Source organism: Williamwhitmania taraxaci (assembly GCF_900096565.1).
GTDB lineage: Bacteria > Bacteroidota > Bacteroidia > Bacteroidales > Williamwhitmaniaceae > Williamwhitmania > Williamwhitmania taraxaci.
Genome location: NZ_FMYP01000060.1, coordinates 19,093 through 27,164 on the forward strand (window position 1 = coordinate 19,093; position 8,072 = coordinate 27,164).

The window sequence follows — 8,072 nt, forward strand, 5'->3', positions numbered from 1 at the left end:
TTAATAAACTACAAATATGATGACAGCGATTAAAGTTTTGGTGGTATTGACCTCACATAGCGATTTAGGTAACACCGGAGAAAAAACCGGATTTTGGATTGAGGAATTTGCAGCACCCTATTATGTGCTGGCCGATGCTGGCGTTCAAATTACCATTGCTTCACCAAATGGAGGACAACCGCCTATCGATCCCAAGAGCGAATTGGCCGATTTCCAAACGGAGGCAACACGCCGCTTCGATAAGGACGCTACGTTAAAGGAGAAATTGGCCCATACAGTAAAATTGGCCGATGTAAAGGTTAGTGATTACGATGCGGTATTTTATCCTGGTGGACATGGTCCGCTTTGGGATTTGGCTACAGATAAGAACTCCATTGCCCTTATTGAAGGATTCTATAATAGCAAGAAGCCAATTGCATTTGTATGCCACGCACCTGGTGCATTAGTAAACGCTAAGTTGCCCAACGGTGATCCATTGGTAAAAGGAAAAGAGGTTACCGGATTCTCGAACACCGAAGAGGAGGCTGTTCAGCTAACCAAGGTGGTGCCTTTCCTGTTGGAAGACGAAATGAAAAAATTGGGTGGACATTACAGTAAAGGTGCCGATTGGGGATCGTATGTAAAGATTGATGGATTGCTCATTACCGGGCAAAACCCATCCTCGTCGGAAGAAGCTGCTAAGGCTTTATTGAAAATGTTGTAACATTCTATTCTTCTCCATCCTCGTTTTAGAATTGGGTGGAGAAGAATTTTTTACACTAATTATTTTAGATGTTTCGCCACTTAACTATACCATAGCAATATGGAGAAATTAGTTTTGATGTTTCATGGTTATCTTCAATGATTATTCAACCACACATAAACTTTTTACGGATGAAAAGACAAATTGGTAGAAGTGATTTGAATGTCTTTCCCATTGGATTAGGTGCCATGGGTATGTCTGAGTTTTATGGAAAAGCCGACGAGGCGGAGTCTATACACACGCTACACAAGGCCGTTGAGCAGGGAGTAAACCTTATCGATACAGCCGACATGTATGGTCATGGAGAAAACGAAAAGTTGCTAAAAAAGGCGTTTTACGATCGTTGGGATAAGGTTATTCTTGCCACCAAGTTTGGAATTGTGCGCGATTCGGATAATCCTGCATCACGAAGTATCAATGGTAGTCCAGCTTACGTTAAGCAAGCATGTGAGGCTAGCCTGAAGCGGTTGGGTCGCGACTATATCGATCTTTACTACCTGCACCGCGTCGATCAGTCTACACCTATTGAAGATACGGTTGGTGCCATGGCCGATCTCGTGAGGGAAGGAAAGGTTAGGTTCATTGGTCTCTCTGAAGTTTCGGGCGATACGCTGCTGCGTGCAAGTGCCATTCATCCGATTACTGCGGTGCAAAGCGAATATTCTCTTTGGTCGCAGGATGTGGAGCAATCCACGTTACCGGCAATACGGCAAGTGGGCGCTAGCTTGGTAGCCTATAGTCCTTTAGGCCGAGGATTCCTTACTGGACGATTTAAGACTTTTGACGATTTACCTCTTGATGATTATCGTCGTTTTTCTCCTCGATTCCAGGGCGATAATTTTGACAAGAACCTTCATCTGCTAAAGTTGGTTGAGCAAATTGCTCACGCAAAGGGTTGTAAACCCTCGCAGCTGGCGCTAGCTTGGCTTCTTCATCAAGGTAATGATATCATTCCAATTCCGGGGACTACAAAGGTGGATAACCTGTTGGAAAATATCGCTGCAGTTAGTATTGAACTAACAGGTGATGAGGTGAAACAAATTGGAACCCTAATGCAGAATATCCATGGGGAGCGTTATGATGCGGGAGGAATGAAATCTGTTAATAAATAATTCAATGCAGAATAAAGTAAAGTATGTCTTTGCCCTACTACTCGGGCTGTTTATGATTTATGGTGGTGTTAACCATATCCTAAAGCCCCTCTTTTATCTTCCTTTTGTCCCCAACTTTTTTCCGTTTAGGGAAACCATTGTGTTCCTCTCGGGTTTGCTGGAGATTTTGGTGGGAGTTGGGCTGTTTATTCCATTGTTTCGGCAGTGGTCGGCATGGATTGTTCTGGCTATGATGCTAGCTTTTCTGCCCATTCATATTTGGGATATTTTTCGTTCCGATCCAGCCATTGGAAGCCATGCTGCCGCGTTAATCCGTGCTCCATTTCAACTCATCTTTATTGCTTGATCGGCCTGGATTGCTTGTCCGTGCAAGAAATGCATGAAGACTACCCATTAAGCAACTCCTTACATGTCAATTCATTATTTCCATATTCTAACTAATGTCTTTTTTTAAATGATAACCACCGATACAATTTTCACTCCCTTTCGCTTTCCAATATCTGGAATTGAACTATCCAATCGAATTGTGATGGCCCCCATGACCACCTATTCCGGAAATCCCGATGGAACGGTTTCCGATGAAGAGTTAGCCTACTATAAGCGCCGCTCTAAAGGCTTAGGCATGGTGGTGACCGCTTGTGCATATGTAATTCCACACGGAAAGGGCTTTTTTGGGCAGATTGGCGCCCATTCGGATGCAATGATACCTAGTCTTACCCTGATGGCGAAAACTATCAAGGCCGATGGGGCTAAGGCAATCCTTCAGATCTACCATGGTGGACGAATGTCGCCGGCGGCAGAAGTTCCAGGTGGTGTTGTTTTAAGCGCTAGTAACATTCCTTCCATTCGCGAGGGTGCTGCATTGCCGGTTGCTATGACTGAGGAGCAAATTCTAGAAACCATCGAGGCTTTTGGTGAAGCAACACGTAGGGCAATTGCTGCCGGATTCGATGGGGTGGAGATTCACGGTGCCAACACCTACCTGCTTCAACAGTTTTTCTCCCCGCACGCCAACCGCAGGAGCGACCGTTGGGGTGGTGATGTGGCTAAACGGATGGCATTTCCATTAGCTGTAACTAACTCGGTGGTTGATGCCGTTGCTAAATATGCTAAACGACCATTTGTAGTGGGCTATCGCCTATCGCCAGAGGAAGTTGAGAATCCCGGAATCACCATCGAAGATACCTTGATGTTGGTTGATGCGCTTGCATTGCAAAAGCTCGATTACCTGCACATTTCCACCATGGATTTATGGGGACCTTCCATGCGCAACGCTGCCGATACTAAACCGCGGACACTAATCATTAACGAGCGGGTGGGGGATAGAATCCCCGTTATTGGTGTTGGATCAATTAAAACGGCTGAAAACGCCCAATCGGTTATGGAGGCAGGGATTCCTCTTGTTGCCTTAGGCCGTGAGTTGTTGATGGAGCCCGACTGGGAAACGAAAGTAAACGGTGGCACGGAGTCCCTTCGTGTGACGTTATCGCTAAAAAGCCAACACAACCTTGTTATTCCCGATCCAATGTGGAATGCCATGGTTAACTACAAGGGGTGGTTTCCAATTGTAGAATAAATTGATTCTCCCTGCATTTATGAGTTGTCTCGCAGATGGTGCTGTTCGCGGCTAGTTGCAGCAAATCACCTAAGCCTTCAATAGTATACTGTTAGTGATTTTGGCACTATATTCTTTTCAAATTTCTTCGTATTTCTTTGGGTTTTACCAAATTTATTATACTTTTGCACCCCGAAGAATATGGTTCCGTAGCTCAGTTGGATAGAGCAACAGCCTTCTAAGCTGTGGGTCTCGCGTTCGAATCGCGACGGAATCACCAAAAGTTACAAGAGAGAGATAACAAATGTTATCTCTCTCTTGTTGTGCGCCGAGCATGGCGAGTATATTTGACGGTGCAAGTCCGTTATGGGGGCTATCAGTTGCCAACCATTAGCTCAAGGCAAGGGTGTCCATCGCGAGGTGGAATCTGAAGGAAGCCGGCGGCAAATTCCTGGTCGGAGGAACACGAACATCATCAGGCACAAGTTGTAGGACAAGTTTGCAACACAAAACGAAATCCCATAAACTGAGCAGATAGAACAGTGTAAATGATGCCGATATATGGGAAGAAGGTTACTCGTCTTACCTCGGGAGGTCTCACGAACGTGTGGAGATGAATATCATCAGAAATACGGACAACAGCTGTCGTGAGAAGTCAGCAGAAGCCATAGTAGATGATAGCAACGAGCTGAAAAAAAAGAGAGATATTCAGAGGTCTCACAAATCATTGAAGGGCTGAATCTTAATGAAGTGAAAGTAAATGAATGTTACCCAATGAAAGGCAGAAAGCAGAAAATATCGCAAGATACCTCACAAGTGGCAAATAGGTCGGAAACTGAAATCAAGCTTGGAGGGCAGACTTACATGGGGATAGCTGAAAACAGCTTCACAACCATTGAACAAGATTGCTCTGTTCGTGTGTAAATTAAGAAACCGCCGTATACCGAACGGTACGTACGGTGGTGTGAGAGGTCGAAACGGGAACTAATCCCGTTTCTCCTACTCGATTTTAACAATATACTGAGAGTCAGGAGCGATTACGAGCGCATTAGAAAAGAATAATACTAGCAGCGGACGGAAACATCAAGAAGGTCGAATGCCTTACAGAAATGCGGGGCGTTTCTATCAAAACAATTTCAAAACAATCCCTTACCATCCTTTTTGTTAAACATATCCTGTTCCCATTTTGCCGGGTTATTTACAATGTATTCCGAAATACGCAGGTATTCCCCATCATTCCGGATGATATGGTCATGGTATAGGGATTGCCATTTAAATGGAATATTATTCATGGTTGCGTATTTGGTTACCCCCGTTTTGTATCCCCGAATTATCGATGCCAAATTTTTCGATTGCGATCCAAATTTGTTCTGTGATTTTTGGTTTTGTGGTGATGGATTTTGTGGTGATGGATTCTGTGGAGACGCAAAATTTTGCGTCTCTATCTGATTATCCTGGTTATCAATAATTATTATCCCATGCACATGGTTGGGCATTACAACAAATGCACCCAATTCCACAAATGGGAAATGTGCGGGGATATCCATCCAACATTGATGCGCAACCATTCCTATATCTGACAGGTTCATTATGCCGTTTGTAATCCTACCAAATAAATGAACCCTATCATGGGTGCATATGGTTATGAAGTACGCCCCATTGTTGGCATAATCCCACCATGCCGCCTGTGCCGATGGTATTCGATACCGGTTCCGGAACAAATCCGTCATTACTATTCGTTTTAATCCTATGGCGATATAAATTTATGAAAACCGTTCCGAATTATCGTTTGCCCCAGTGGTTTTATTTGCCAAAACTGCTGAACATGTTGAAACGCCCAATAGGCATCTATTTTTGTTTAATATCCAATAAAAACAGTCCCGCTAGGGCATGCCGTAGCGGGATTTGTGTATTTAAATAAAAAAGCTCGCTATCGTGTCCCAGCGATTCGCTAATAATGGAGGTGGAAACACCGCTTCGTTTCATAACGGTGGCAAAGGTATGTCGCGCCACGTAGGTTGTTAAGGGTATTTCTATCTCAATTGTTTCACCTATGGTTTTCAAATCCATATTGGTTTGGCCTAGGACTTAGTGAATTCTATTCTTAATGCTGGTTTCGGTAGTATGCGTCTCCTTATTTAATATAGGGAATAGGTAGGTATCTTCACCATGGTAGAAGTTCTCCTTGTAGTAATTAACATTTTCTATGGCTGGGTCTAAAAGCAGCATGGTGTAATGCTTATGCGTTTTTAGTCTTTGGTAAATCGCGCGAACCTTTCCTTGAAGCACAAACTGTGTTGTTTGTTGTGCGGGAGCAAGCTCTGGTCCCAGTGGAAAGCTGTGCTGGCTTTGTAAGCTCTTTGGCAAGCCCTTTGTTTGAGCGTTGGCTCGTGGGGCTTGCCAATGTGCTTACCAATAGGGTGAACGATTAATGAAATTACCTCAATTTAACCAATATTGCAGTCTTCATTTCAATATCAGAAGTAATAGCATAAACCGAAATTGTAGCTCCTGAAATAGCATCAATATTTTTATCAACTTTTAATGGTTCTGACCCATTGTGACCAATAAACTGCTTTAACCAACCTTTAGCTGTTACCTCCTGCCCATGAGTGGCTTGGTAATTAAAAACAGTAACAACTCGCACTGTTTTGTTTTTATCGAAAAGGATGTAATAATCAAAGTATTCCGAATCTCCAATATTGTTTACGCTGTGCGTGATAGAACAGCCACCTGCACGGCAACTGTTCACACGCCCAACATAAATGTATTTGTATTGGCTTACATTATTCGTTTCAATTTTAAAAAATTTACCATTAAGTGTTTGCTGTAAATTTTTCAATTCAGGCAACGTTAACTCCTTTACGGTTGATACATCAGTAATCCCGGCTTTTTGTAAGGTCTTAAGTAACGCTTTGGGTTGATAATCAATAGAAGTTTGTGCCAGCGCAGAAACGAAACAAATTGCACTAATCAATGACAGTATTGTCTTTTTCAAATTCATATTGGTTTTATGAAGTTCCTCGCCGCAAGCGGACGGGGTATCATCTGGTTTTCATTTCCGCTTATTTGCTTTTTGCGCAATATAAGATTACGCCCCAAGGGGCGGGGAATTCGACCCCTTTGAGATTAAAACATTACACCTATTCCAAGATTCAAGGTTTTAGCATACTTATCATCGCCTCCTGATTTCACGAATTGCATATCAGCCTTAACAACAGCACCTTTTGTAAGTGTAAAGGTTAGACCTGCAGTAATAGCATTCTTCTCATAGCCCACATTTTTGCTGATATTCCTTTCAACGCTGTTGTGTGTATTAAGAAATTCGTAGCGCACAAACGGAACAAGTTGTTTTTCGGTCTTTAATGTACGTAAAACGTTGTAGCCTACCTCGGCATAGTACCCAATCATAGAACTTCCTAAATCGTTTAATATACCAACTCCTTCTGCTGTAAATTCATTGTATTGTTCGGCGTTTGATATACTTGCGTAATAGAATTGACCTCTCAATTGAAAGCCATTTAAGTTATACCTTGCATCCAAACCTAACATGGAAACCCCAACTACCGAAGAATCTGCCATTGCAATAGATGTATCATCTTTTTTATCAACCCCATCGTAAAGAGTGCTTTGGGTTTTTCCAAAATAGCCTGATAGACCAATGTTTAGTCCACGAATACCATAATATTCAACTTTTCCAGAAAAGTTAGGCGAGCTGATATACGACTCAGCGCCTTTTTGGCGACCTTTGCGTAAACCATTCTTTCCACTTAGATGGGCTTCACCATCATACCCATTGAATCCATTCATTACATATACTTGATACTTAATGGATGCAGATAGAATATTTCCTGTCACACCAAAGCCTATCTCGCGCCATGTAGTTGGGGCAATGTAATTGTCGATTAATGGACGCTCAACTCCGTTAAAAGTTGTAGGCTCGTGGTATTCGTTAATAATGCCCATAGGAACAAGCATTAATCCACCTCTAAAATTCAGATAGATGTTTAACTTATATTGTAAGAATGCTTGCTCTACAAACACCTCGGCAACATGCTCATACTCTAATTCTGTGACGAACTGTGTTTTTTCATTGAAGTTATATCCAATTAGTAATACAACACGGTGAACATCGAGGGTCCCATTGTTGTATGTTGAGCCATCCATTTGCTGATTATAATGAACCTCACCATATCCACCAATCACCAGCTTACTATCCTTTAATAAAAGGTTATCAGCCGTATTTTTGTGTTGATTTGAAATACTGTCTATACTCTGCGAAAAGGCTAGCATATTTGCACACGCTAATACGACTAGATAAAACGGTCGAAGTTGTGCCACCCATTTCGGTTCAAGTTGTGCCAGGCGTTTCGGTCGAAGTTGTGCCACTTTTTTAGGTGCATTTAGGCTATTGTTTCGGTCGAAGTTGCGCCACCCGTTTCGACGCAAATTGCGCCATTGAGCCATTGAAAGGAATGATTTCTATCTTATCGCTGAAACTTAAATCAGGGATATGGCCGCAAAGAAGATAGATATCATGGATGTACGACAATTAATTCAGTTAAAAATCAAAGGAGAAAGCAACCGCAGCTGTTCTTCAAGTTTAGCCATACACCGCAATACGGTAAATTACTATGTCCGACAGCTGAAAGCAACAGGGACG

At 42.7% G+C, this 8,072-nt stretch carries 9 protein-coding genes and 1 tRNA gene; 5 read left to right on the forward strand and 5 right to left on the reverse strand.

Translation table 11 applies throughout. The features are described from left to right. Positions 1-16: 16 nt before the first annotated feature. From BLS65_RS13695 to BLS65_RS13715, 5 genes are all read left to right on the forward strand, one after another. Complete coding sequence (locus BLS65_RS13695) at positions 17-703, forward strand: type 1 glutamine amidotransferase domain-containing protein (RefSeq protein ID WP_212590558.1); 687 nt, start codon at positions 17-19, stop codon at positions 701-703. A gap of 170 nt (positions 704-873) precedes the next feature. Then, a complete protein-coding gene (locus tag BLS65_RS13700) occupies positions 874-1,854 on the forward strand; it encodes an aldo/keto reductase (protein WP_092439968.1) in 981 nt (326 codons plus the stop codon). Between the two features lie 4 nt (positions 1,855-1,858). Next, positions 1,859-2,200: a MauE/DoxX family redox-associated membrane protein gene (locus BLS65_RS13705; protein WP_092439955.1), complete on the forward strand. Its 342-nt coding sequence runs from the start codon at positions 1,859-1,861 to the stop codon at positions 2,198-2,200. A 108-nt stretch (positions 2,201-2,308) separates the two neighbouring features. After that, positions 2,309-3,430 carry an NADH-dependent flavin oxidoreductase gene (locus BLS65_RS13710; RefSeq protein WP_092439957.1) on the forward strand — a complete coding sequence of 374 codons (1,122 nt, stop codon included), beginning with the start codon at positions 2,309-2,311 and terminating at the stop codon, positions 3,428-3,430. A gap of 182 nt (positions 3,431-3,612) precedes the next feature. Then, positions 3,613-3,689, forward strand: a tRNA-Arg gene (locus tag BLS65_RS13715). An 856-nt stretch (positions 3,690-4,545) separates the two neighbouring features. Here the strand turns inward: BLS65_RS13715 and BLS65_RS13720 are convergent. From BLS65_RS13720 to BLS65_RS13735, 5 genes are all read right to left on the reverse strand, one after another. Continuing rightward, on the reverse strand, positions 4,546-5,139 hold the full coding sequence (locus tag BLS65_RS13720) for a transposase (protein ID WP_092439960.1): 594 nt from the start codon (positions 5,137-5,139) through the stop codon (positions 4,546-4,548). Between the two features lie 118 nt (positions 5,140-5,257). Further along, positions 5,258-5,473, reverse strand: a complete 216-nt coding sequence (locus BLS65_RS18775) for a site-specific integrase (protein ID WP_244500699.1) — start codon at positions 5,471-5,473, stop codon at positions 5,258-5,260. A 24-nt stretch (positions 5,474-5,497) separates the two neighbouring features. Then, a complete protein-coding gene (locus BLS65_RS18780) occupies positions 5,498-5,776 on the reverse strand; it encodes a hypothetical protein (protein ID WP_244500700.1) in 279 nt (92 codons plus the stop codon). A 70-nt stretch (positions 5,777-5,846) separates the two neighbouring features. Continuing rightward, the gene (locus BLS65_RS13730; protein WP_212590559.1) at positions 5,847-6,407 is read right to left on the reverse strand and encodes an FMN-binding protein; all 561 of its coding nucleotides are present in this window, start codon (positions 6,405-6,407) and stop codon (positions 5,847-5,849) included. A gap of 131 nt (positions 6,408-6,538) precedes the next feature. Then, positions 6,539-7,876: a hypothetical protein gene (locus BLS65_RS13735; protein ID WP_212590560.1), complete on the reverse strand. Its 1,338-nt coding sequence runs from the start codon at positions 7,874-7,876 to the stop codon at positions 6,539-6,541. Between the last annotated feature and the right edge of the window lie 196 nt (positions 7,877-8,072).

Coding starts and splice junctions, on each gene's coding strand:
- BLS65_RS13720 (WP_092439960.1), bottom strand. CDS start 5,139: ATGACGGATTTGTTCCGGAACCGGTATCGAATACCATCGGCACAGGCG.
- BLS65_RS13705 (WP_092439955.1), top strand. CDS start 1,859: ATGCAGAATAAAGTAAAGTATGTCTTTGCCCTACTACTCGGGCTGTTT.
- BLS65_RS13710 (WP_092439957.1), top strand. CDS start 2,309: ATGATAACCACCGATACAATTTTCACTCCCTTTCGCTTTCCAATATCT.
- BLS65_RS13695 (WP_212590558.1), top strand. CDS start 17: ATGATGACAGCGATTAAAGTTTTGGTGGTATTGACCTCACATAGCGAT.
- BLS65_RS13735 (WP_212590560.1), bottom strand. CDS start 7,876: ATGGCTCAATGGCGCAATTTGCGTCGAAACGGGTGGCGCAACTTCGAC.
- BLS65_RS13700 (WP_092439968.1), top strand. CDS start 874: ATGAAAAGACAAATTGGTAGAAGTGATTTGAATGTCTTTCCCATTGGA.